Consider the following 25,125-nt stretch of genomic DNA (forward strand, 5'->3'; position numbering starts at 1 on the left):
TCAAATATAATAATGCTTTTAGCATGTGTAAATGAATGTCGTTAAGTTACTACTTTAACATTTTAGAGGTAGGTTTTGTAGTCTTAGGTGGATTAATGATTTTTGGAGGTGATTTTAAAACAGCAACGCCCCTTCCTTTGACGATGATATTAATAAAGCAAAAAAGGATGGGCAGTGACTATTAATTAACACACTTGAAAATGGACTAACCTGATATAGATTAGTCCATTTTTGTGCAACTCTACTTAGTGGGCCACTCAGACATGAATATTACGTAAAATTCAAGTGAAATATATGGATTATGTTTACTTTTCATTTGTAATACGGTTCACCGTAACTAATCTAAATCAGGTTATTTCTCATTATTTTCATAATTAAATTTAACTAAAAAGGTAGTGCCTTCCGATCCTGTTTGAATTTCTATTTTTGCATTATGACGGGCAGCAATGGCATAACATACACCTAACCCCAATCCAGTTCCATTATCTTTGGTCGTATAAAATGGAGTACCCAGCTTCTCTAATACTTCAGGCCTGATACCTTTTCCTTGATCCCGCACTGCAAGCACCACACAATTTTGCACTTCCTTGTAGGTGCTAATGGTTAAAATTTTCCCTGTGTCCATCGCTTCTAACCCATTACGACATAGGTTTATTAATAATTGCCGTATCTCATTACGATTTAAAAGTAATTCCGGAGTGTCATTTGTATCGACTTGAATATATTTATTTTGATTATACGTATCAATCTTTATTAAAGGCATAATATCGCGGATAATTGCATTTAAATCTAACATTTGCAAATCCGATTTCCTTGTATTACCCATTGAGAGAAATTCAGTAATAATAGAATTGGCACGGTCAAGTTCTTCAATCATTAAACTAAAGTACGTATTATGTTGCTTATAGGTGCGCTCTTCTTTTAATAACTGCAAAAATCCTCTTACTGTTGTCATTGGATTTCTAATCTCATGGCTGATACCTGCTGCCATTTGCCCTATTAAATCTATGTTGGATAACCTTTTCAATTCCTGCTCATATTGCTTTTTTTCCGTTATGTTTTTAAAAACACAACAAATACCATCATCATACGGGTATGCAATAACTTCGTGCCAATATTCATCAGAGGTAGAAAGAAATTCGAAATGAACTGTAGTTCGCTCTGACATTGCACGATGAAATTCGTTATACATAACTGTGTCAAAGCTATCTAGGAAAACATCCCATATATTCTTACCTAATACATCTTTTGCTGTTTTTCTTTGTGGAAAATATTGATGCTTATTTACGTACGTAAATTCCCATTTATTATTCAAAGTAAAGAATCCATCCGTAATACTTTCAATCACACTTGTAACTTTTTCATTAGCAGCAGCTAGTTCTCTCGTTCGCTCTTCCACCATGCTTTCCAATTGATCCATATATAACAAGTTTGATAACGTAGGAGCTGTGGCATCAACGATAGATTTTGCCAGTTGAATTTGGGAATTATCGTAATTGTGAGCTTTACCAACGACGATTACCCCTAATACCTCCCCCATTGAGACCAATGGAATCATCAGTAAACTCTTACTATCTATATTTTTTGTTTGAACAACCTCTTGGATTTTGGCCTCATAGCTTTTCTCCAGCCAATCCGCTTCTGTCCAATCACAGTCCTTGCTTAACTTCGTTGTTTTAATCGTTGTTTTATCTTGCGGGTCTAAAAGGTGTGCAGCCATGTTTTTACTCTCTAAAATCTGTCCTAAGTAAAAAAAACATTTATCAAAACTCTCCTGTATCGAGGAACACATTGATAAATCACGGTTCACATTGAGTAACAGCTGCTTCTCTGCAATAAGGTTTTCCTTTTGTGTTAAATTATTTGCGTTTTGAATGGCGACCGCAGCCATATTTACATAAGCTTCAACACTTTGAATTTCTGAATCTGTTAAGTTCATTGGAACTCCATAATCAAATAAAAAAACGAGACCAAATAACTCTTGCCCATATGAGATAGGCAGAGCTAATAAGGACTTAATTTTGAACGCATCAACTGGTCTCGGATCCGGCCGATGATCCTTTGAGGTATCAGGGATATAGATGGTTTTTTTTGTTTCAATAACTTCTTTTGCCAGTAAGTCTACTTCAGGATCAATTACCTGAGTATCGAGCGTTACGCCATTTATGGTCTCTGGTTTTCCTGCAAACCCTCTAAATGTTCCATTTTCCTGGGGTAAATAAATTCCAACAGAGTTGCACCTAACAATCTCCTCTGATATCGCCATTGTTACACGCTGCAATACTTCACGTAGTTCTAATTTTGTATTTATTATTTTTGTTATATTCGCGAGCCTAGAATATCTCGCCTGATCACTTAACATTCACATGGCCTCCAATTATAGACATGATAATACCCGTGAAAATCAAGACCAACCTGCCATTTTCAATTTTCTCCTGTATTCTTTCCTTCCCCTTGTTTTACATAGAATACCTCACTTACTTATGGTACGGTTCACCTTAATTAAAATGAAACAAACACTCATAAAATCGCTACACTCCATCCCCTCTACCTTTCAAAAGTTACACTGTTTCACTATCTCCATTCTTATCAACACTAGCTTCGAACTTATCAAGCAACGCGCGCACTTCATCAGTTGATTTCGTGCTCATCAATTGATTTCTAAGTTCAGCAGCTCCAGGGAAGCCTTTTACATAAATTTTGAAGAAGCGGTGAAGTCCTGTGATTGAACGTGGCAATACTTCTGCATATTGATCTTGAAGATCAAGTTGTAATCTTAAAAGATCTAAATGTTCTTTACTGCTATGTTCTCTTGGCTCTTTTTCAAACGCAAATGGATTCTTGAAAATGCCTCTTCCGATCATTACGCCATCAATGCCGTATTTTTCAGCAAGTTCCAGCCCGGTTTTACGGTCAGGGATGTCTCCGTTGATTGTTATTAACGTATTTGGCGCAATACGGTCACGTAATTTTTTGATTTCTGGAATTAGTTCCCAATGCGCGTCTACTTGGCTCATTTCTTCTCTTGTGCGTAAATGAATAGAAAGGTTTGCAATATCTTGTTTGAAAATATGTGTTAACCAATCTTCCCACTCGCTTAACTCTTTAAAGCCAAGTCGCGTTTTTACGCTGACAGGTAGTCCGCCCGCTTTTGCTGCTTGGATTAGTTCTGCCGCAACGTCTGGACGTAGAATAAGACCACTACCTTTTCCTCTCGATGCTACATTCGGTACAGGGCAACCCATGTTAATATCGATGCCTTTAAATCCTAGCTCTGCCATGCCAATACTCATTTGACGGAAATATTCAGGGTTATCTCCCCAAATATGCGCCACTATCGGCTGTTCATCTTCTGTAAAAATTAAACGACCACGTACACTTTTCATACCTTCTGGATGACAATAGCTATCCGAGTTTGTAAACTCTGTGAAGAATACGTCTGGGCGACCAGCTTCACTTACTACGTGACGAAAAACAACATCCGTCACATCTTCCATTGGTGCAAGTACGAAAAACGGTCGTGGTAAATCATTCCAAAAATTATCTATCATTTCAAATTCAAATCCTCTCAATATGAATACAATTTCAAACTCTCAATAAACCAAAAAGCAGATGGTATAGATTGTTTCTATATCAACTGCTTCTTTATCACACATTAACGGACAGTAAGACCCCCAAACTCAAAATTCAGCGAAAGCAAAGAAGTTAGGTGGGGGTCGGGTTGCCCGTAAAAGTCCGATTGATGAAGGCTCATAATCAGTGGGGGTGAAGAAAACCCACTGATTAAAGTTTCACTTTATTATACCAACTTAAGCCAAGCTACACACTCTACATGTGTCGTATGCGGGAACATATCAACAGGCTGTACTTCCTGCGTTTTATATCCGCCTTCTTCTAATACTTTTAAGTCACGTGCTAATGTTGCTGGGTTACATGATACGTATACGACGCGTTTTGGCTTCATGTCGATGATTGTGTTTAGTAGTGCTTCGTCACAGCCTTTACGCGGTGGATCTACGACCATTGTGTCGGCAATTACGCCTTCTTTGTACCATTTTGGAATGACTACTTCTGCTTCTCCTACGCCAAATTCAGCATTTGTCATGTTGTTTAATGCTGCGTTTCGGTTTGCGTCTTCGATTGCTTCTGGAACAATTTCAACGCCGTACACTTTTTTCGCTTTTTGCGCTAGGAATAAGGAGATTGATCCGATTCCGCAATAGGCATCGATTACTGTTTCGTTACCGTCTAACTTTGCGTATTCTAACGTTTTATCGTATAGCACTTTCGTTTGTTCTGGGTTTACTTGGTAGAATGAACGTGCTGAAATCGCAAATTTAATGTCACCGATAAAGTCATAAATATATTCCGATCCGTACAATACTGTCGTTTTGTCTCCGAAGATTACGTTTGTACGCTTCGGGTTTACGTTTTGAACAATCGATTTTACTTCTGGGAATTTCGCTGCGATTTCTTCAATGATCGCTTGTTTGTTTGGCAATTCTGCAGTACGCGTAATGAAGACAAGCATAATTTCCCCTGTTACTTGTCCGTAGCGAGCCATTACGTGGCGAAGCGTTCCTTTATTGCGCTCTTCGTTGTACGCCGTAATACCGTGCTTTTCACAAATACGTTTTACTTCTTGAATTAATGTATCATTTTCTTCCGCCTGAATTAAACATGATTCCATATTAATAATGTCATGTGTTCCTTGGCGATAGAAACCTGCTACAAGTCCGCCTTCACGTTCTCCGATTGGTACCTGTGCTTTATTACGATATACCCACGGGTTTTTCATGCCAAGTACAGGATGAACAGGAACATCACTTAATCCGCCGATGCGCTGCATCACGTCGCGTACTTGTTTTTCCTTCGCTTGTAGTTGTCCTTCATATGTTAAATGCTGAAGCTGACAACCGCCGCACTGGTTATATACTGGGCACTCTGCATCTTTACGATATGGGCTTTCTGTATGAAGCTTCATTAAACGACCAAATGCGAAGTTTTTCTTCACTTTAATAATTTTAATTTGTGCTTCTTCACCTGGTAATCCGTTTTTAACGAAAATAGGATAACCTTTTACTTTCGCAACACCGGCACCATCGTGTGTTAAATCTTCAAATACTACATCTATAAACTCGTTTTTCTCAACTGGTGGCGTCATTTTATTACTCATTTTCCGACCTCTCTTTTTCATAACACTGCGTTACATTTTATCATACTTATATGGTCTTTTTCTATTGGAAGAAAAAAAGCTATTGACGATAGTTCTCTAGTAATGTTACGCTACTACTAATTTAATACGGACGATGTTACCTCATATATACTTGATAATATGGATCGAGAGTTTCTACCCGGCAACCTTAAATTGCTGGACTATGGGGAAAACTAATGAATATTAGCCTATGTGCAAAAAAGGACTCATATTGATTAGCTTTCTCTCATAGAAGAAAGTGAATCCATATGGGTCTTTTTTTATTTTTATTTTTCTAAAAGGTCAGACATCTTACGTATGACATAAAACCTTTCCGCTTTATTTTTAGTAATATAACGAGTGTTTTATGTACAAACTTTATACGAACTTCTGAAAGGGGCAACTACATGCAATATGTAATGAGCATTATCGGTATTCTTGTCGTTTTAGGTTTATGTTTTGCTTTGTCAAACAACAAAAGTAAAATCAACTTCCGTGCAATTGCTATTATGATTGGTTTCCAAATTTTAATTGGTTGGTTTATGTTTAGCACAAAGATTGGTCAACAAATCATTATTTTCATTAGTAAAGTTTTCAACAAACTAATTAAACTTGGTACGACAGGCGTCGATTTTCTCTTTAATGGAATTCAAAGAGATTTTGTCTTTTTCTTAAATGTATTATTAATTATCGTATTTTTCTCAGCACTACTTTCAATCTTTAGTTATTTAGGTGTTTTACCATTCATCGTTCGCATTGTCGGCGGTGCGATTTCAAAAATTACTGGTTTACCACGCGTCGAATCATTCCACGCAGTAAACTCTGTATTCTTCGGTTCAAGTGAAGCATTGATCGTTATTAAAAACGATTTACAGCATTTTAATAAAAACCGTATGTTCATCATTTGTTGTTCCGCGATGAGCTCAGTTTCTGCTTCTGTTACAGCATCATACGTAATGATGCTAGATGCAAAATACGTACTAGCCGCTCTTCCGCTAAACTTATTCTCAAGCTTAATCGTTTGTTCGTTATTAACACCAGTTGATACGAAAAAAGAAGACGAAGTGATTCAAAAATTTGATAGAACTCTATTCGGAGACAGCTTTATCGGTGCAATGATTAACGGTGCGCTTGATGGTTTAAAAGTAGCTGGTATCGTTGCGGCGTTAATGATCGCCTTCATCGGTGTGATGGAAGTTGTAAACTACGTAATTAGCGCAGCTTCAGGTGCAATGGGACACGCTGTTACATTACAACAAATCTTCGGTTATATCCTTTCTCCATTCGCATTCTTAATGGGTATTCCAGCTCAAGATATTATCCCAGCTGGTGGTATTATGGGTACGAAGATTGTATTAAACGAGTTTGTAGCAATCCTTGACTTAAAAGGAGCAGCTGCAACATTAGCTCCACGTACAGTTGGAATCGTTACAGTATTCTTAATTAGCTTCGCAAGTATTAGCCAAATTGGTGCGATTGTTGGTACGATCCGTGCCCTTTCTGAAAAACAAGGAAGCGTCGTATCTAAATTCGGTTGGAAAATGCTATTTGCATCAACACTTGCTTCTATTTTATCTGCGACAATCGCTGGATTGTTTATTTAATAAAGAAAATCACCTTCGCTTACACAGCAAGGTGATTTTTTATTATCATCATTTAAGAAACTGAAGAAAACTCTAATGCTTCTTCCTTATTAATAATTTCCCCCTTATATTTCCCTTTCACCGAAATATCAATAATTGATTTATTTCCTGTTTCCATTTTCCCTAAAGAAAACATATATATTAAGTCATCTTTTTTTAACATCCATTGTTTTCCGTGCCAAGGACCAGTTAACTTCTGTTCTGGCGATGCCAGTATTTCTCCAAAATATTCACATTCTCCTAGAGGTGTTGTTACTGTATTCTTCTCTGTATCAATAACTATATATTTAAGTAGCTTTATACTTTCGCTTGAAAAAATCTCTACTTCATGATCACTTTTTTTCTTAAATTTCAGCTTTCCATCCTTTGTATTAACCAATTTACTTTGATCAATTGCATTTAGTACAAACTCATACTCTTCTTTTGTAACACCGAAATTAGGATGATATGGCATACTTTTTTTCTCTGCATGCTCTTCTACGTATTTTAAATACCATTCCATATTATTCGCTAGATGCTCTCTCATTCTTTGACCAATATTCCCTACCTTTTTAAGAGTATCTGGATCCATCTCTAACGTCATAATATCCGCCGTAACTTCCGCGTTCATAAGATGTGCTGGAATATACTCTTCCACACTATTCGCCTTACTCACTTCACTTTGACAACCAACTACAAATAGCGATATGAGAAGAATATATACTATTTTTTTATATTTCATTTCTGTTCTCCATTCCGTACACCATTCTTACTTATATTTATAGCAGTTCTTATTATAATCTAAAATCCCTATATTTTAATAAAACTAGCGTCTATATGCAAAATTGCATATTAACAAGCCCTTCTTTTACTTTAAAATTAGCTTAAAACATTTACAAAAATATACAAATCACAAAGTTTAAATGTTATAATTTGTAAAAATATATTGGAGGACCTTATGAAAATTCACGCCCTTTTCGATTTTTTACACTTACTAGTCTTGAGCATGAAAAGCTATTATGTATGGGGAATGCCTATCTATGTCTTCATTATTCCTCTTATTTTTGTAGTCGGTTATATTATTATCAATTCGAATAAAAAAAGAAAGAATACATCTATTCAAAGCCACTAATCTATCACCCTAATAACTCCCCTAAAAATCATATTCCCCTCATTTTTTTCAAATGATATGATGAACAAGGGTATATCCCCATCACTCTTACAGCGGTGGGGATTTTAATGTAAATATGTAGCATAATACACAATAGAAGGTGATTTTATGAGAAAATACGCAGCAATTGCTTTATGTACATCTGCCATTCTAGCAGGTTGTAATACTAGCAATGTAAGTCAAGAACCTAAAAAAGAGAAAAGGGTTCAAGAAGTTAAGAAGCAAGAAGGGACTATGCAGGAACAAGGGGAAATTTCTTATAACCCGATTACACACGAATCTACAAACACAAGTATTCATATTACCGACATAAAAGATTCTTTAACCGAAGTACAATATAAAATTTGGCGCACTGCTGATGGAAAGGAACATACTAAATCTTTTTCTTCTAAAGAAAAGGAAAAACAATTTACACTTCCTTTTGATATAAAAGAATTTGAAGGAAAACGCGGTGAGTTCCAAATTGAAGCAGTAGGAATAAAAGAAGATGGGAAAGCCATCCCGCTCACAAAATCTACTATTACTTTCGAGCAAAAAGTTCCTGTTCTCATGTACCATGCAATTGATGATTATCATGGGCAAGGCATTAAAGATCTATTCGTATCACCGGCTAACTTTGAAGCCCAAATGAAGTATTTAAAGGACAATGGTTATACATTACTAACTTTTGAACACTGGGGCGATATAAATAAAGTAAATAAACCCATTTTCGTTACATTTGACGATGGTATGAAAAATAATATGAATGCATTTCGCATTTTACAAAAGCTAAAAGATGATACTTTTAAACCAACAGCAACAGAATATATGATTGTTGATAACGTTGATGCAGAAAGCTCTCTTTCTACATCTGAAATAAAAGAAATGGTTGATTCCGGTATTTTCTCCGTGCAATCCCACACAGCAACGCATGCTGATTTACCGAAAATTACAAACTATGAAGAAGAATTAAAAGGTTCGAAAGAAAAGCTAGAAAAAGTAACAGGTAAGCCAGTTATTGCGATTGCTTATCCGTTCGGCCATGTAGATGATAAAGTTGTCGAAGAAACGAAGAAATATTATCAATTTGCAACAACAACGAAGCCTGGACAATTCATTACGAAGGGTGAACCTGATGAATTGCTAAAGATGAAACGCGTCCGTATACACCATGCAACTACTGTGGAGCAATTTGCCTCTTCCCTTAAATAAGTGTGAGAGCTCAATACATTTTGAGCTCTCTTTTTAGTTTATATTTATATATATTTTTAGAATTTTCTTGTATTATATATAGTAAGAAATCTTTCAAACTAAAGGAGATTATACATATGTCATTTGAACAAACGTTAGAGAAATATGCTGCTCTTGCAGTTAATGTTGGTGTTAATATTCAGCCAGGACAAACTTTATCAATTAGCGCACCTCTTGAAGCTGTACAATTTGTACGCCTCGTTACAGAAAAAGCATATAAATCTGGTGCCAAACACGTATATGTGGATTGGAATGATGAGACGTTAACACGCTTAAAGTTCGATCTAGCTCCTGAAGAAGCTTTCTCTGAGTTCCCATCTTGGAAAGCACATGCGCGTGAAGAATTAGCAAAAGAAGGCGCTGCATTTATGTCTATTTATGCAGAAAACCCTGATTTATTAAAAGGTGTAGAACCAACACGTATCGCAACTGCTCATAAAGTAGCTGGAGAAGCGATGAAAGTATACCGTGATTACGTACAAGCAGATAAAGTAAGCTGGTGTGTCATTTCTGTTCCTACGAAAGAATGGGCTGCGAAGGTATTCCCTGATGTAGCGCCAGAAGAACAAGAAGCAAAACTATGGGATGCTATTTTCAAAGCTACTCGTGCTGATTTAGAAAACCCTGTAGAAGCATGGAAAGAACATGATGAAACACTACATACAAAAGTTGACTACTTAAACGAAAAGCATTATACAGCTCTTCACTATACAGGTCCTGGAACAGACTTAACGATTGAACTTCCAGAAAAACATGTATGGGCTGGTGCTGGTAGCTTAAATGAAAAGAACGTACCATTTATGGCTAACATTCCAACTGAAGAAGTATTTACAATGCCACTTAAAACAGGTGTAAACGGTCAAGTGTCTAGTACAAAACCGTTAGCATTTGCAGGTAATATTATTGATAACTTCACGTTAACATTTGAAAATGGACGTATCGTAGACTATAAAGCTGAAGCTGGTGAAGAAGCTTTAAAACATTTAGTAGAAACAGATGAAGGTTCTCACTTCCTAGGAGAAGTAGCTTTAGTACCTCATGACTCACCAATTTCAAACACAAATATTTTATTCTACAATACGCTATTTGACGAAAACGCATCTTGCCACCTTGCAATCGGAAATGCTTATGCATTTAACTTAGATGGTGGTAAAACAATGTCTAAAGAAGAACTTGCTGAAAATGGTGCAAACGCTAGTATTACACATGAAGACTTCATGATTGGATCAGCTGAACTTGATATCGATGGTATTACTGCTGATGGCAGACATGAGCCTATCTTCCGTAAAGGTAACTGGGCGTTTTAATACAAACAAAGGCTATCTTCCTCACCGGAAGATAGCCTTTTATGATGCAGATGAAACCTTAAGTCCGACTACTCCTAAAACAATAAAGAGAATACAAAATGCTTGAAATAAGCTAATGTGCTCTTTAAAAAAATACACACTAATAATTGTAATCAGTAATGTTCCCACACCAGACCAAATAGCATAAGCAATACTTAAATGAATCTTTTTCACAACGATAGCAAATACGCTAAAACAAATTCCATAAAATACGAAAATAAGTACACTTGGAACGAGCTTTGTTAAACCATTCGATAGTTTCATCGCAATCGTCCCAGCCACTTCAAAAATAATTGTAACAAGTAATAATAGCCAATATACCATACTAGAATCCCCTTCTCTGTCACCTTATAGAGATTCTAGTATACTACTTATAGTCCTAATGAAATATATTTAATCTCTAAATATTCTTCGATACCGAAATGTCCGCCTTCACGACCAATACCACTTTCTTTAAAGCCACCAAATGGTGCTTGTGCAACTGATGGAAGACCGTCATTTAAACCGATAATACCGTATTCTAACGCTTCGCTAATTTGGAATGCTTGACTAATATCTTTCGTGAAAATATACGCTGCCAAGCCGTATGGTGTATTATTTGCTCGCTCGATTACTTCTTCAACTGTTTTAAATTTCGCAACCGGCGCAACTGGTCCAAATGTTTCTTCAGTCATACAAAGCATCGTATCATTTGCCAACCCAATTACAGTCGGTTGCATGAAATGTCCATCTAGCTCTGCAATCTGTTGACCTCCATATAAGAGTTCTCCACCTTTTTGAACTGCATCTTCGATATGTTCTTGTACTTTCGAAACTGCATTCTCATCAATAAGTGGACCTACAGTCGTTCCGTCACCGAAGCCGTCTCCTACTTTCAGCTGCCCTACTGCCTTTTGGAACTTCCCTACAAATACTTCGTATACGTCTTCTTGAACGAATACTCGGTTTGTACATATACACGTTTGTCCTGCGTTACGGAATTTCGAACCAATCACTGCTTCTACCGCTTTATCTAAATCCGCATCATTCATTACGATAAATGGAGCATGACCACCTAACTCAAGTGAAACTTTTTTCATCGTTTGTGCAGCACTAGCCATTAATTCTTTCCCGATTTCCGTTGATCCTGTAAAGGACACTTTTCGAACGCGTCCATCTTCCATCCACGTATCAGCAATTGCTTTCGCACTACCTGTTACAATATTTATGACACCTTTTGGAATGTCTGCTTCATGAGCTAATTCAGCTAATTTCAATGCCGTTAACGGTGTTTGACTTGCAGGCTTCACAATTGCCGTACATCCTGCCGCAAGTGCTGGAGCTACCTTTCTCGTAATCATAGCAGCTGGGAAGTTCCACGGTGTAATAGCTGCCATAACGCCAACTGGCTGCTTCATAACTAAAATACGTTTATTCGGATGAGAAGCAGGAATCATTTCACCATATACGCGCTTTCCTTCTTCTGCATACCATTCAACAAAACTATTTGCATAATTCACTTCACCAAGTGCTTCTGCAAATGGCTTTCCTTGCTCCTTCGTCATAATCGCTGCGATTTCTTCTTTATTTTCATCAATAAGTGTGAACCATTTTTTTAATTTCACCGCTCGATCTGCTGCTGTTAATTTTGACCATGATTTAAAGGCCTCGTGCGCAGCATCAACAGCTTGCTTCGCCTCTGTTACTCCGCCTCTTGGTACAGTTGCAAATATTTCCTTCGTCGCTGGATTATTTACTTCGATTTGTTCTTGCAATGTAATCCACTCACCATTTATATACATCGCCTTTTTTTCTATGTTTACAAACGTCGCTTTTTTATCCAATGTTTTCTTCCTCCTCTATATTATCGTTCTCTTTAGGGTCTCTCTTATACTTATTAAATAGCATTCTCATAAAAAAATATCCAACTAATAACGTCCAGCATAATACCTGTCGCTACAATAAATACTGTAAATATACTTTAAAATAAAGCAGCTGTTTTCACACCAAAATAGTTAATGATTGTAATAATGAATGCTCCACCCATTCCAATCATCGCCTACGTCAAGTATACATCCCAACCACCTATTGTTCACAAATAAATGCTCTGCTAGTCTGGCAATATATAATCAACTACTGTTGGTAACGCCACAGCCTCAAAAGTAACAACCGATACATATCCAAGCACTATTGCCCACGATGCGATGAATGCTGAATTTTCCCCAAATTCCTTTTTTCATATAGTAAACCACCTATAATAAAAGCGATAACCGCACCTAAAGAACTAGCCGATGTAACCCAATCCCCTGAGGGTACACAACTATCGTAAGGAAAAGAACATCAAAACATGATAGCACCTTCTTAAGTTCCTTCTTCTCCTCTAACTACATAATCCTCCTCTATAAAACGTTTAATTTTCCTAGTAGCGGCAGACTGGCTTATTTTCAAGAATTCTGCGACTTTATAGCTTGATCCATATGTTTTATATGCTTTTAAAATAATGTTTCGTTCCACTTCTTCCAACATTTTATAGAGACTTTGACCTGACTGTTCAACTGTTGATTCCTGCATTGCTATTGGTAAATCTTCTATTGTAACGATATTGTCAGCAGTTATAACAATTCGTTCAATTACATTTTCAATCTCTCTATTATTTCCTTCCCAAGGGTACCCAACAAACATTTGCAATGTGCTAGGTGCTAATTTGACATTCCGCCCATATTTCTCATTAAAGTGCTGTAAATAATGATAAACGAGTGGCAAAATGTCTTCTGTTCTTTCCCGAAGTGGCGGAATTGAAATTGGAATGACATTCAGACGATAGTATAAATCTTTCCTAAATGTTCCTTGTTTCACCATCCCACTTAAATCTCTATTTGTTGCCGCTACAATTCTAACGTCCACCTTTTTTAATTCTCTTCCGCCTATAGGACGAAACGTTTTTTCTTGCAATACCTGCAGAAGTTTCGCCTGAATTTCAAGCGGCATTTCACCGATTTCATCTAAGAAAAGAGTTCCTTTATTTGCTGATTCTAATAGCCCCTTTTTCCCTTCACGATTTGCCCCTGTAAACGATCCACCTGAATATCCGAAAAGCTCTGATTCAATTAAATTTGTTGGCAATGCCGCACAATTAATTTCATAGAAACTTTCATTTTTCCGATTACTCACTTCATGTAAATGACGTACTAATCGGCTTTTTCCAACTCCTGTCTCACCTAAAACGAGAACAGTACTATCTACCATGGATACTTTTTTGATTGTTTCGACTATTTTTTGCATAGCAATGCTTTTAAAAATAAGTCCTTCATGTTCATATGTTTCTCTTAATTCTTTTTTATATGTTTTTAATTGATTATCCATTTCCTCGACCTTTTGACGTAATCGATAGAGTTCAGTAAGGTCTCGAGAATAACTAATCACTCTTCTTAAATTTCCTTCATCATCAAAAACAGGCCTTGTACGAACGTGTAAATACTCTCCTGATTTTGTCGTTTGAACAAGTTCAATTGGTCTCTTTTTTTCAATTACTTCTAATGTTGCCGACGGATAAAAGATCTCATCTTTTTGCAATTCTTTCACATGCTTACCTACTAACTCTTTAGCAGCTAGTTGATAGTGTCTTTCACATGTACTATTTACACGTACAACGATCCCCTTCTCATCAGTAACAAAAATTTCGTCAAACGCATATTCAAATACATCTTGTAAATCCATTAACACTCGTTCCTTTTCTGCAACCATCCTAGCCACCCCTAACTTCAAATCCAGCAATTCACTTTACTACCTTTATTATAAAGTGAATTTTCTGCGTTTTATATAGAGTCAGCTAGAATGTTTGCTATTTATTATTCAGCTTTTAAACACGAGCGATATTTGCTTGCTCATAACAAGTTTGTAATGATTCTTCAATAATCGTTAAACCTTCTTCAAGTTGCTCATCTGTAATAACTAATGGCATTAACACACGAATAACATTGCCATATGTTCCTGCTGATAATAAAAGTAATCCACGTTTATTTGCTTCTGCACATAAATTAGCTGTTAACGTTTTGTCAGGTGCCTTTGTCTTACGATCCTGAACGAGCTCGAATGCACACATTGCACCTAAACCGCGCACATCACCGATACAATTGTATTTATTTTTCATCTCTTCGAATCGGTTCATTACGACTTTCCCTAATTCTATCGCTCTATCATTTAATTTCTCTTTTTCTATTACATCAAGTACAGCTAATGCAGCCGCACATCCTAGTGGACTTCCTGCATACGTTCCGCCAAGCTCTCCCGGTGCAGACTCATTCATAATTTCTTTACGCCCAATCACACCACTTATCGGTACACCAGCACCTAATGATTTAGATACCGTAATTAAATCTGGAACGACATCATAATGCTCAATTGCAAAGTATTTTCCTGTACGACTAAAGCCTGTTTGAATTTCATCCGCTACAAATAAGATACCGTGCTCTGAACAGATGCTTCGTACTTCTTGAACAAACTTCTTACTTGGCACGATGAATCCGCCTTCTCCTTGAACGGGTTCCATTACTACGGCTGCAATTGTTTCTGGTGCTACTTCTGATATAAAGAAGTTCTTAAACTCTTCAATGATGAAATCATCATACTGCTCTTCCGTTAGCCCTTCTGGACGACGGTATTCATATGGAAATGGTGCTTTATATACTTCTGGAGCAAATGGACCAAATCCGAATTTATATGGTTTTACTTTACTTGTCATCGTCATTGTCATTAACGTACGCCCATGGAAACCTTTAGAAAATGCGATAATACCTGGTCTCTTCGTATATTTACGAGCAATTTTCACTGCGTTTTCAACCGCTTCTGCACCACTGTTTAAAAATAGTACTTGCTTATCAAAATTCCCTGGTGCTAATGCAGCAAGCTTTTCTGCTAATTCAATATATGGCTCATACATCATGACATTAAAGCCAGTGTGAATATATTGATCGACTTGTTTATGAAGTGCTTCTTTAACGACCGGGTGACAATGCCCTACGTTAATTGTCCCTATTGCTCCTGCGAAATCAATGTACTGATTGCCATCGACATCTGTTACAAGAGCCCCATTTGCAGACTGTACAAATGTCGGGATGCCGTTACTTACTCCTTTTGGTACTATATTTTGACGGCGCTCTAATAAAGACGCTGCTTTTGGTCCCGGAATTTGTTCATTCACTTTAGCATATTTTTTTGTGTTCATTGTATACCCCATCCTTTTCTTTACATTGTTTTCTCTTTTTATTGCAAAATATATGCCAACTTTCTTTTCAAGTATTCATCCTATATTCTTTGTATCCAGGCATAAAAAATAAGTCTATAAAGACNNGTCTTTATAGACTTATTTTTCTTACACATTAGACTTTTCTTGCTCCAAAATAAACTCACCTGCATGGGAAATCAAATCCTCAACAGATTGTACTACTAAATCCGCAAGTGGTTCTAATGTTTGGCGATCCCCTGTACCAGATAGCACTCCGATTCCGTAGCAATCGCCACCGTTTTTAGCTAAATGTAAATCAGTTGGCGTATCTCCAACGACTGCCACTTCACACGACTCTAAACGAAACTTTTCACAAAAAGATTCTATAATTCTTTTATCCGGCTTTTGTGCTGGAAATGTATCTGAAGCTACAACATAATCAAAAAAAGACTCTATTTGATACTGTTTCAAAAATAATTCTGTCGGTGCGAAATCATCAGCTGTCACAACACCTAAAATAAATCCTCTATCCTTTAAACTTTGTAAAATTATCGGTAAATCCGCCGTCATTTTCATATAGGAACGGTGCTCATACATAAGGGAAAATAATTTTTCACTTACCCACTCATGCATATCCTCTTCCCTACATGACGTAATATACTTACACAGCCCTTTTGCTACATCAAGGCTTGTTCCAGCCGCTAATGCGCTACTTGGATGAACAAATGTCCCCTCCACACCGATCTCCTTTAGTAAACCTTGCTGCATTGACTCTGGGAGTTGATATAATTTTATACAGTCCGCTACAAGTTCTTCAGCTACTTTTATCCAAATTGAATGAAAATCCATTAATGTCCCATCTTTATCAAATAGTATTGCTTTTACCTTCTCCATAGCATCCTACCTCTCGTTTCTTATCTCCTCCAGTGTACCAATAAAATATGTATATAAAATAAACGAATTGTAAAAATACCATAAAAATCAAACTAACTCCCAATTTACAATTCCTCTATACAAAGAAAAAGGATGCCTTTACAGGACATCCTCTTTATGTTCGGGAACAAATAGTTCCAGACAATGATATATGTTTTCAAATTCCATTGGGGCATCCCCACCATATTCACCATCTAAATTAATCATTAGTTTATCTGGTGAATGCACTTTAATGCGATTTGCTTGTGTGTATAGCACTTTTGGATTGTTAATATGTTCACCACGCTGCGCTTGTGTTGCTGCTTTAATTAAATCAGCGATAGAACCTTTTTTCAGCACTAATAAATCAAATAACCCATCGTTAATAGAGGCATACGGTGCTACCTTTTCGAATCCACCAACTGAACGAGTATTTGTAATTAAAAACATCGTAATTTCTTCTTGTAGTAACTTCCCATCATACTCGATTTCAACATATGTTGGGTGTAATGACGGTAACATTTCGATTCCTTTTAAATAGTAAGCAAGCTGGCCTAATACCGTTTTTAACTTACTTGGTACTTCATATGTTAATTCAGTGATACGACCGCCACCAGCAATATTAATGAAATATGTATCATTCGCTCTACCAAGATCTAAAGGAACTGTTTTTCCTTCACAAATAATATCCGCAGCCTCTTCAATAACACGAGGTACACCGATCGCACGTGCAAAGTCATTTGTCGTTCCAACTGGAATAATTCCAAACTTTGGACGATGCACATGTCCTACTAAACCATTTACCACTTCATTTAACGTACCGTCGCCACCAGCTGCGATAACAACATCAAACTTACGATCCGCAGCTTGCCTTGCTGCCACAGTCGCATCTCCAGGACCAGTTGTTGCATGACAAGATGCTTCATAACCAGCTTGTTCTAATTTTTGTAATACTTCTGGTAAGCTCTTCTTAAATAGCTCACGCCCAGAAGTAGGATTATAAATAATTCTTGCTCGCTTCATCATTTATTAGCACAGGGAATTTCCTTCTTCATTGAAAAAGAACATACTGAAGTTCTATTCAGTATTCCTATGCCTACCTCCTCTCATCTTCCTATCCTTTTTTTATCCCGCTCAAACAGGCAGTAAGAACCCGATTCGTGTAGTCCATCAAAAGCAAATATTCATTTCAATGGTTTTGTTTTATTTGACAAAAAAATTTATGTCCATCTATTTTCCTCATAACAATTTACATATAAAGAATAATAACTATCTATTACTTCATGAGATGAAAAAAACCTCTATGTTTAGATTTATCATTATTCCCACCTTTTTGCAACTATCATACCATAGTTGCTATACAAACATTTTTCCACTTTTGACAGTTAATCAAACGTTTGTTTAAACGATTTTTTCTCATTTAAACAAACGTTTGATTAACCTAGAAAAACACCCATGTATGGGTGTTTTTCTGCTTAATCTTTACAATTCACTACTATTTTATCGCTTATTAATCTCTTCAAGTAAGATTTTATTAACAAGCGGTGGATTTGCTTGTCCTTTTGTAGCTTTCATAATTTGACCAACTAAGAAACCAATTGCACGGTCTTTACCGTTTTTAAAGTCTTCGATAGATTGCTCATTATTATCAAGAATTTCTGTTACAACTTTACGAAGTGTACCCTCGTCAGAAATTTGAACAAGACCTTTCGCTTTAACGATTTCTTCTGGGTCTCCACCTTTTTCAATTAATTCGTTAAATACTTTCTTCGCGATTTTAGAAGAAATTGTACCTTTTTCAATTAATTGAACCATTTTAGATAAACCAGCAGGCGTTAATGCAACGTCTTTTAATTCTTTTTGTTGCTTGTTTAAGTATGCAAGCACTTCACCCATTAACCAGTTTGATGTTAATTTCGCATCAGCACCGTCTGCAACAGTTGCTTCGAAGAAATCAGACATCTCTTTCGTTAATGTTAATACGTGTGCATCATAAGCTGGTAAGCCAATTTCTGCAACGTAGCGAGCTTTACGTGCATCTGGAAGTTCTGGAATAGAAGCACGAACTGCTTCTTTCCACTCATCGTCGATGTAAAGTTCAACTAAATCTGGCTCTGGGAAGTAACGATAATCGTCAGATCCTTCTTTCACACGCATTAAGATTGTTTTCTTCGTTGCTTCGTCATAACGGCGTGTTTCTTGTTGAATAATACCACCAGATAATAATTCTTTCTCTTGGCGTACTTGCTCATGCTCAAGACCTTTTTGTACGTAAGTGAATGAGTTTAAGTTTTTCAGTTCCGCTTTTGTACCGAACTTCTCTTGTCCAACTGGACGAAGGGAAATATTCGCATCACAACGCAAGGAACCTTCTTCCATCTTACAATCAGATACGCCAGTGTATTGAATGATTGATTTTAACTTCTCTAAGTATGCGTATGCTTCTTCTGGCGTACGCATATCTGGCTCAGATACGATCTCGATTAAAGGCATACCTTGACGGTTGTAGTCTACTAATGAACCATCAGCTGTATGCGTTGATTTACCAGCATCTTCTTCTAAATGAAGACGTGTAATACCGATACGTTTCTTTTTACCGTCTACTTCGATTTCAATCCAACCATTTTCTCCAATTGGCTTATCGAATTGAGAGATTTGGTAAGCTTTCGGATTATCTGGGTAGAAATAGTTTTTACGGTCAAACTTTGTTTCCGTTGCGATTTCACAGTTTAATGCCATTGCAGCTTTCATTGCAAAGTTAACTGCTTCTTTATTTAATGTAGGAAGTACCCCTGGGTATCCTAAGTCAATTACACTTGTTTGTGTATTTGGCTCCGCTCCGAATTCTGTTGGACTCGCAGAGAAAATTTTCGAATTTGTTTTTAACTCAACGTGAACCTCTAAACCAATAATTGTTTCTAAATTCATCTATGCTCGCCTCCTTACAGACTTGCTTTTTTTGTATGATAGTCTGTTGCTTGCTCAAACGCATGTGCAACGCGGTAAATTGTCGCTTCATCGAAGTGTTTACCAATGATTTGTAAACCAAGTGGCATGTTGTTAGCACCGAATCCACATGGAACTGAAATCGCTGGAACACCCGCTAAGTTTACTGGGATTGTTAAAATGTCGTTTGCATACATTGTCATTGGATCGTCCACTTTTTCGCCCACTTTAAATGCCGGAGTTGGCGTTGTTGGTCCAATAATAACATCATAGTTAGCAAATACATTTTCAAAGTCGTTCTTAATTAATGTACGTACTTGTTGTGCTTTTTTGTAATATGCATCATAGTAACCAGAGCTAAGAGCAAATGTACCAAGCATAATACGACGTTTAACCTCATCACCAAAGCCTTCGCTACGTGTGTTTTTGTAAAGATCTAATAAATTATTTACATTATCAGAACGAACACCGTAACGTACGCCATCAAAGCGTGAAAGGTTAGCAGATGCTTCAGAAGAAGATAGTAAGTAATACGTTGCTAGAGCGTATTTAGAGTGCGGAAGAGATACTTCTTCCCAAGTTGCGCCCATACCTTCTAATACTTTTAAAGCAGCTAGTACTGACTCACGAGCTTCTTCGCCAACACCTTCGCCTAAGTATTCTTTCGGTACAGCAATGCGTAAACCTTTCACATCGCCTGTTAAACCAGCTAAATAGTTTCCAACTTCAACGTTTGCAGAAGTTGCATCCATGCGGTCAATACCTGAAATAGCTTGTAATAAGTATGCATTGTCTTCTACTGTACGTGTAATCGGTCCGATTTGGTCAAGTGAAGATGCGAATGCTACTAATCCATAACGAGATACGCGTCCGTAAGTTGGTTTTAAACCTACAACGCCGCAATATGCAGCTGGCTGACGGATAGAACCACCCGTATCAGAACCTAGAGAGAATAGTACCTCTCCTGCTGCTACAGCTGCTGCAGAACCACCACTAGATCCGCCCGGAACGTAATCTAAGTTCCATGGGTTTTTCGTAGCGTAGAAACCTGAGTTTTCATTTGAAGAACCCATTGCGAACTCGTCCATATTTAATTTACCGATTGTAATTGTGTCAGCAGCTTTTAACTTTTGCACAACTGTCGCATCATAAATTGGATCGAAGTTTGCTAACATTTTGCTCGCACAAGTAGTACGAAGACCGTTAGTTACAATGTTATCTTTTACACCGATTGGCATACCGAATAATAAACCATTATCTTCAGCACCAATCTTAGCGTCTAATTCTTTCGCTTTCGCGCGTGCATTTTCTTCATCTAATGTAAGAAAAGCTTTTACGTTATCTTCAACATCCGCAATACGTTTGTAAGATTCTTCTACTAAATCCGTAACGGAAATTTCTTTGTTGTTTAATTTCTTATGTAACTCTGATACTGAATGATCAAATAATGACATCGAAATTCCCTCCTCTATTCTAATACTGCTGGAACACGGATTTGATTATCTTTGTGATCCGGTGCATTTTTTAATACTTCTTCAACTGGTAAACCTTTTTCTGGTACATCTTCACGCATAACATTTTTCATAGTTAATACATGAGTTGTTGGTTTTACATCTGTTGTATCTAATTCATTTAACTGTTCTGCAAATGTAACAATTGCATCTAGTTGTTTTTGAAATTTTTCTGCTTCTTGATCAGTAATTGCAAGACGTGCTAAATGTGCTACGTGCTTTACATTCTCAACGGAAATTCTTGACACGGCTAGGCCACCTCCATAATATATCGTTCAATCTACAATACTATTGATGATACCAAATTTTCAGTACTTCAAGCAAGTCAACACATGGCACTTACGGCATTTTTACATAAAAAAAGAAAGGCAAATGCCTTTCTTTACAATTTACTCTTTATCTAACGGTTTATTTTTCGGAAATCTCTCGTTATCTTCTTCATTATCACGAATTGTTTTTTGTAATACAAAACAAGACATCGTTAAAAATAATGTTCCAATTAAATAGTATCCTTTTACACTAAGCGTTTCATCTAACGTATAAATCCCAATTAGCATACCTGAAAGCGCACAAACAAATGAAGTCCATGCTAAAAACGTGAACGCTTGCGTATTTCGTCTTCTCATCGTTCTCCCCCTCGTTAGCTGTACATCCATTATAGATAAATATATTTACCATGATGGATTTTTATGTAAATTCTAGTTTGCTATTTATAAATCTATCACAAAAAAATATTATTTTAAAGATAGTTTTCTGCCTAATCTGAAAAAACAATTAAAATCATTGACATTTATTTCAATTCTACATAAAATAAAAATAAATATTACGAACCTCGAAATATACGGGAGTGGAAATAATTGTTGCAATATGAACATTTTTTAGACTTACTGCTAGATAACGCCAAGAAACTTTTCTATCCTGAAGAATGGGTGGGCCTAGATTTAACACTTTCCAAAACAGAAGTATTTTGTTTACTTTGGATGGAGCGAAATACAGATATTACAATGACAAAAATTACTGAACTTCTTGATATACCGATGAGTACAACGACAGGCGTTGTAAATCGCCTTGTAAAAAAGGGATATATTGAACGGTACCGTGATGAAAAAGACCGACGTATCGTATTAATTCGTTTAACTGAAAGCGGCATCTTACTCATTCAAGAAGTGAAGCAAAATGCGGCCCATTACTTTAGCTTAATGACAGAAGCACTATCAGAAGAGGAAAAAGCATTCTTACTACAAATCTTCCAAAAAATTATGAATCACATTGCTACGTCACAGCAAAAAACAGAAGAAAAGGTTTCTACACCTAAAATGAAAAACATTCCGATTGAATAAAAACCCCAGTTTTGGGTTTTTATTCAAAAAAACATTTCGACACTCGTAATATTCGACATTCGAAACAAAGGGGATAGAATGATGAGAATTATTTTGTATACAGGGAAAGGCGGCGTAGGAAAAACTAGCATTTCAGCAGCAACTGCAATTCAAAGTGCACAACAAGGATTAAAAACATTAGTAATGAGTACAGACCCTGCTCATAGTTTAGGAGATTCATTTGGTATAAAACTATCTTCTGAGCCATTAGAAATTCGTGAAAACTTATGGGCCCAAGAAATTAATACGATTTATGAAATGGAAAAAGGCTGGGGCAAACTACAGAAATATATTACACTCCTCTTCACTTCCAAAGCAGCTGAGGATATTACGACAGAAGAATTAACGATGTTTCCTGGTATGGAAGATTTAATTAGCTTACTTCGCGTACTCGATTACTATAAACAAAATACCTATGATGTTATCATCATTGACTGCGCTCCAACAGGAGAGACATTAGCAATGCTAAGTTTTCCAGACATGCTCGGCTGGTGGATGGAAAAATTATTTCCTATTAAAAGAAAGGTTTTAAAAGTCGTTCGTCCTGTAGCTCAACCACTTCTCGGTGTCCCTCTTCCAACCGACGATATTATGGACGAATTAACAAATACACTTGAACAGCTTGGAGAAATGAGAGATATTTTATCAAATCGAGAGGTAACAAGTATCCGCATCGTTGTAAATCCTGAAAAAATGGTCATTAAAGAAGCTCAGCGCAGCTTTACGTATTTAAATTTATACGATTATAACGTAGATGCCATTATGATTAACCGCGTCATCCCTAACACTGTCACCGATCCTTATTTTCAGGCATGGAAAGATACACAAAAGAAATATAAAACATTAATTCAAGATAGTTTTCAGCCCCTTCCTATTTATGAAGCACCGATGTTTGAACAAGAAGTTGTTGGTTTACCTATGTTAGAGCGTGTAGGAAATGCTTTATTTAAAACTGATCCCCGTCCTACTGAAGTGAAATTTAACGGTCGCACACAATATGTAAAAAAAGATGGCAATGAGTATGTTTTCGTTCTTTCCATTCCCTTCTCAAACAAAAATGAACTTTCATTAAATCAAAAAGGTGATGAACTTATTATTCAAGCTGGTTCTGTGAAACGAAATATCACATTGCCAAAAACATTAACGCACCTTTCTATTCAAGGAGCAAAATTTGAAGAGGATATACTAAACATTCGGTTTGGAGGTGTAGTGCATGCATGATGAGCTACTAAGAAGAATCATTCATACAAAAATCAAAATCGGTATGCATATATTAGAAGAATTGCCGAATCCGATTCAGCAATCTGCTAAGCAAGTGTTAAGTATTTTACAGGAAGAGCTATCTTCTTATACAGAAAAAGGAGCAGAAGCACATCCCGATGGTAATTTAAAAAGTATCCTAATTGAATAACTATATCCATTATCGCTCCTATAATCCCGGCATGATCTCAGCAGCTTTCATTACCCTCTTTTCTATTTTCTTTTTTGCATCCAAGAAACAATTAACTCATAAAAAACAATTCGTAATTACACTCATTTTCAGCTTATTTTCTTACCCCATTATACTTTGGATTACCTTGCTATTCGCTAGCTGCTTTCATCCATAAAAAAGGACCAGGAAAACTCCTGGTCCTTTACTCTACTTAACAAACATGGAATTCTATGTTATACAGAATTAGGGTTTGTTTGTTAAGTAGATTATATGTTGAACGAACTAACAGCGGAGGGGTTCCTTCTATTAGTCCATTAAACCCAATGATTATTTTACGATTTTTTCAAGCTCCTCAAGTGAAAGATCTACTGAAATGGAACCATCATTTGTTTCTTTCTTAATTGCATCTGTTACTTCTTTTGAATGATATAGTTCAATTACTTTTTTCAGTGTTGGATCATCTTTATCTTTTGTACGAGCTGCGAAAATATTAATATAGGCCTTCGCATTTTCATCCTTTGGATCTTCTAAGAAAATTGGATCCTTCGCTGGATCTAATCCAGCTTGACCCGCAACACCGTTATTAATAACTGAAGCTGCTACATCTTTTAGAACACGAGGTGTTTGCTGTGCGATAACCGGTGTAATTTTTAACTTCTTCGGATTTTCAGCAATGCCACTTGTATCTCCAAATAAGCCAAAGCCTTTCTTAAGCTTTAATAAACCTGCTGCATCAAGAAGTTTTAATGCACGTGCTTGGTTCGTTGGATCGTTCGGAATAGCGATTTCTGAACCATCTGGGATTTCATTTGCTTTCTTATATTTTTCAGAGTATAAGCCCATTGGTGCAATTTGTGTTGTACCAACAGCTGTAATATCTAATTTATGCTCTTTTTTAAATTGCTCTAAGAAAGCAACATGTTGGAAGGCATTTAGTTCAATGTCTCCATCAGCTAACGCTTTATTTGGCGTTGTGTAATCAGAGAACTCAATCAATTTAACTTTAATCCCTTCTTTTTCAGCTTTTCCCTTTACAATTTCCCAAGCGTTTCCATCAGTTCCAGTTACACCGACGCGAACTACTTTCTCTTTCGCTCCTGCATCTGAGCAGCCGCTTAATGCTGAAATTCCTACAATCGCTGATAATGCAAATGCTAAAATTTTCTTCATTTTATTTTC

General features: G+C 36.6%; 21 protein-coding genes, 1 pseudogene and 1 riboswitch. Of the genes and pseudogenes, 7 read left to right on the forward strand and 15 right to left on the reverse strand.

Annotation, left to right across the window (positions count from 1 at the left end; all coding sequences use genetic code 11):
- Window positions 1–352: 352 nt before the first annotated feature.
- The 3 genes from COE49_RS18030 to rlmD all read right to left on the reverse strand — a co-directional run bounded on the left by COE49_RS18030 (window position 353) and on the right by rlmD (window position 5,176).
- Complete coding sequence (locus COE49_RS18030; protein ID WP_088231821.1) at window positions 353–2,362, reverse strand: GAF domain-containing sensor histidine kinase; 2,010 nt, start codon at window positions 2,360–2,362, stop codon at window positions 353–355.
- Window positions 2,363–2,561: 199 nt separating this feature from the next.
- A complete protein-coding gene (locus tag COE49_RS18035) occupies window positions 2,562–3,551 on the reverse strand; it encodes a tRNA dihydrouridine synthase (RefSeq protein WP_088231822.1) in 990 nt (329 codons plus the stop codon).
- A gap of 248 nt (window positions 3,552–3,799) precedes the next feature.
- Entirely contained in the window at window positions 3,800–5,176 is a 1,377-nt protein-coding gene (rlmD, locus tag COE49_RS18040; RefSeq protein ID WP_088231823.1) for a 23S rRNA (uracil(1939)-C(5))-methyltransferase RlmD, read from the reverse strand.
- 121 nt (window positions 5,177–5,297) lie between these two features.
- Window positions 5,298–5,399: riboswitch (purine riboswitch) on the forward strand.
- A 202-nt stretch (window positions 5,400–5,601) separates the two neighbouring features.
- Between rlmD and COE49_RS18045 the strand changes: the two genes are divergently transcribed.
- Window positions 5,602–6,798, forward strand: a complete 1,197-nt coding sequence (locus tag COE49_RS18045) for a NupC/NupG family nucleoside CNT transporter (protein WP_088231824.1) — start codon at window positions 5,602–5,604, stop codon at window positions 6,796–6,798.
- A gap of 52 nt (window positions 6,799–6,850) precedes the next feature.
- Here COE49_RS18045 and COE49_RS18050 read toward each other — a convergent pair whose 3' ends face one another.
- Window positions 6,851–7,558 carry a hypothetical protein gene (locus COE49_RS18050; RefSeq protein ID WP_088231825.1) on the reverse strand — a complete coding sequence of 236 codons (708 nt, stop codon included), beginning with the start codon at window positions 7,556–7,558 and terminating at the stop codon, window positions 6,851–6,853.
- A gap of 537 nt (window positions 7,559–8,095) precedes the next feature.
- On the opposite strand from COE49_RS18050, the gene COE49_RS18055 reads away from it, so the two are divergent.
- Both COE49_RS18055 and COE49_RS18060 read left to right on the forward strand, forming a co-directional pair.
- Window positions 8,096–9,178, forward strand: coding sequence for a polysaccharide deacetylase family protein (locus tag COE49_RS18055; RefSeq protein WP_088231826.1), 1,083 nt, complete (start codon window positions 8,096–8,098; stop codon window positions 9,176–9,178).
- A 116-nt stretch (window positions 9,179–9,294) separates the two neighbouring features.
- Complete coding sequence (locus COE49_RS18060; RefSeq protein WP_088231827.1) at window positions 9,295–10,524, forward strand: aminopeptidase; 1,230 nt, start codon at window positions 9,295–9,297, stop codon at window positions 10,522–10,524.
- Window positions 10,525–10,563: 39 nt separating this feature from the next.
- Here the strand turns inward: COE49_RS18060 and COE49_RS18065 are convergent, their stop codons facing one another.
- From COE49_RS18065 to COE49_RS18115, 10 genes are all read right to left on the reverse strand, one after another.
- Window positions 10,564–10,887 carry a DMT family transporter gene (locus tag COE49_RS18065; protein WP_088231828.1) on the reverse strand — a complete coding sequence of 108 codons (324 nt, stop codon included), beginning with the start codon at window positions 10,885–10,887 and terminating at the stop codon, window positions 10,564–10,566.
- Window positions 10,888–10,934: 47 nt separating this feature from the next.
- On the reverse strand, window positions 10,935–12,386 hold the full coding sequence (gene gabD / locus COE49_RS18070; RefSeq protein ID WP_098253362.1) for an NADP-dependent succinate-semialdehyde dehydrogenase: 1,452 nt from the start codon (window positions 12,384–12,386) through the stop codon (window positions 10,935–10,937).
- Between the two features lie 517 nt (window positions 12,387–12,903).
- A complete protein-coding gene (locus COE49_RS18080) occupies window positions 12,904–14,286 on the reverse strand; it encodes a sigma-54 interaction domain-containing protein (protein ID WP_088231830.1) in 1,383 nt (460 codons plus the stop codon).
- A gap of 115 nt (window positions 14,287–14,401) precedes the next feature.
- Complete coding sequence (gabT, locus tag COE49_RS18085) at window positions 14,402–15,766, reverse strand: 4-aminobutyrate--2-oxoglutarate transaminase (RefSeq protein ID WP_088231831.1); 1,365 nt, start codon at window positions 15,764–15,766, stop codon at window positions 14,402–14,404.
- 147 nt (window positions 15,767–15,913) lie between these two features.
- Window positions 15,914–16,660, reverse strand: a complete 747-nt coding sequence (locus COE49_RS18090) for an HAD family hydrolase (RefSeq protein ID WP_088231832.1) — start codon at window positions 16,658–16,660, stop codon at window positions 15,914–15,916.
- Between the two features lie 138 nt (window positions 16,661–16,798).
- Window positions 16,799–17,704 carry a diacylglycerol kinase gene (locus COE49_RS18095; RefSeq protein ID WP_088231833.1) on the reverse strand — a complete coding sequence of 302 codons (906 nt, stop codon included), beginning with the start codon at window positions 17,702–17,704 and terminating at the stop codon, window positions 16,799–16,801.
- Window positions 17,705–18,178: 474 nt separating this feature from the next.
- Window positions 18,179–19,606, reverse strand: coding sequence for an Asp-tRNA(Asn)/Glu-tRNA(Gln) amidotransferase subunit GatB (gatB, locus tag COE49_RS18100; RefSeq protein ID WP_001047683.1), 1,428 nt, complete (start codon window positions 19,604–19,606; stop codon window positions 18,179–18,181).
- A 14-nt stretch (window positions 19,607–19,620) separates the two neighbouring features.
- Window positions 19,621–21,078 (reverse strand): Asp-tRNA(Asn)/Glu-tRNA(Gln) amidotransferase subunit GatA, encoded by a 1,458-nt coding sequence (gene gatA / locus COE49_RS18105; RefSeq protein WP_000051441.1) that lies wholly within the window; start codon window positions 21,076–21,078, stop codon window positions 19,621–19,623.
- Between the two features lie 14 nt (window positions 21,079–21,092).
- A complete protein-coding gene (gene gatC, locus COE49_RS18110; RefSeq protein WP_000086999.1) occupies window positions 21,093–21,383 on the reverse strand; it encodes an Asp-tRNA(Asn)/Glu-tRNA(Gln) amidotransferase subunit GatC in 291 nt (96 codons plus the stop codon).
- A 141-nt stretch (window positions 21,384–21,524) separates the two neighbouring features.
- Entirely contained in the window at window positions 21,525–21,761 is a 237-nt protein-coding gene (locus COE49_RS18115) for a YiaA/YiaB family inner membrane protein (RefSeq protein WP_001254393.1), read from the reverse strand.
- A 231-nt stretch (window positions 21,762–21,992) separates the two neighbouring features.
- Here COE49_RS18115 and COE49_RS18120 point away from each other — a divergent pair, with 231 nt between their 5' ends.
- From COE49_RS18120 to COE49_RS18135, 4 genes and pseudogenes are all read left to right on the forward strand, one after another.
- The gene (locus COE49_RS18120) at window positions 21,993–22,475 is read left to right on the forward strand and encodes a MarR family winged helix-turn-helix transcriptional regulator (protein ID WP_088231834.1); all 483 of its coding nucleotides are present in this window, start codon (window positions 21,993–21,995) and stop codon (window positions 22,473–22,475) included.
- Between the two features lie 78 nt (window positions 22,476–22,553).
- The gene (locus tag COE49_RS18125) at window positions 22,554–23,735 is read left to right on the forward strand and encodes an ArsA family ATPase (RefSeq protein ID WP_088231835.1); all 1,182 of its coding nucleotides are present in this window, start codon (window positions 22,554–22,556) and stop codon (window positions 23,733–23,735) included.
- Entirely contained in the window at window positions 23,728–23,925 is a 198-nt protein-coding gene (locus COE49_RS18130) for a DUF3926 domain-containing protein (RefSeq protein ID WP_088231836.1), read from the forward strand. The genes COE49_RS18125 and COE49_RS18130 overlap by 8 nt, the downstream gene beginning before the upstream one ends.
- Window positions 23,926–23,935: 10 nt before the next feature.
- Window positions 23,936–24,121 (forward strand): annotated as a pseudogene (locus COE49_RS18135) (HXXEE domain-containing protein); the annotation flags it as partial.
- Window positions 24,122–24,273: 152 nt separating this feature from the next.
- On the opposite strand, the gene COE49_RS18140 reads toward COE49_RS18135, so the two are convergent.
- Window positions 24,274–25,116 (reverse strand): MetQ/NlpA family ABC transporter substrate-binding protein, encoded by an 843-nt coding sequence (locus COE49_RS18140; protein ID WP_088231837.1) that lies wholly within the window; start codon window positions 25,114–25,116, stop codon window positions 24,274–24,276.
- Window positions 25,117–25,125: the final 9 nt, after the last annotated feature.

It is taken from the genome of Bacillus sp. AFS029637 (assembly GCF_002584985.1).
In the GTDB taxonomy this organism is placed as follows: domain Bacteria; phylum Bacillota; class Bacilli; order Bacillales; family Bacillaceae_G; genus Bacillus_A.